This window comes from Thermorhabdus hydrogeniformans, assembly GCF_049310025.1.
Taxonomy (GTDB): Bacteria; Bacillota; Thermosediminibacteria; order Thermosediminibacterales; family Tepidanaerobacteraceae; genus JBJYKD01.
The window spans coordinates 1-261 of record NZ_JBJYKD010000192.1 but is presented as its reverse complement, the minus strand read 5'-3'; the positions used below and the strand labels follow the sequence as shown (position 1 = coordinate 261).

The following is a 261-nucleotide window of genomic DNA, read 5'->3' as shown; positions in this document are numbered from 1 at the left end:
CCCTCAAGCGCAAGCCTCGCAAGGCGAACGTGACGGTAGACGACTCCGTCGAAGACTCGCCCGATTTTGTTGAAATCCAGTCTGACAACACTGCTGTTTCAACCCGTTCCCAGGGTTCCGGCGGTGCACGCACCAGCGGCGTTCCTGCCCGCCAGCAAGACATGATCTTCCCGCGCTCCATGAGCAAAAACGTCGCCAATGCCCTGGCCAGCTACCTGACCACTGCCGGCTTTGTCGAATGGGATATGGAAGTGCTGGGCC

The 261-nt window shown here is 59.8% G+C and carries 1 protein-coding gene; it reads left to right on the top strand.

Translation table 11 applies throughout. The features are described 5' to 3' along the window. Positions 1–261 (top strand): hypothetical protein (locus ACKX14_RS16070; RefSeq protein WP_422449419.1); only part of this gene is annotated, 261 nt, incomplete at both ends.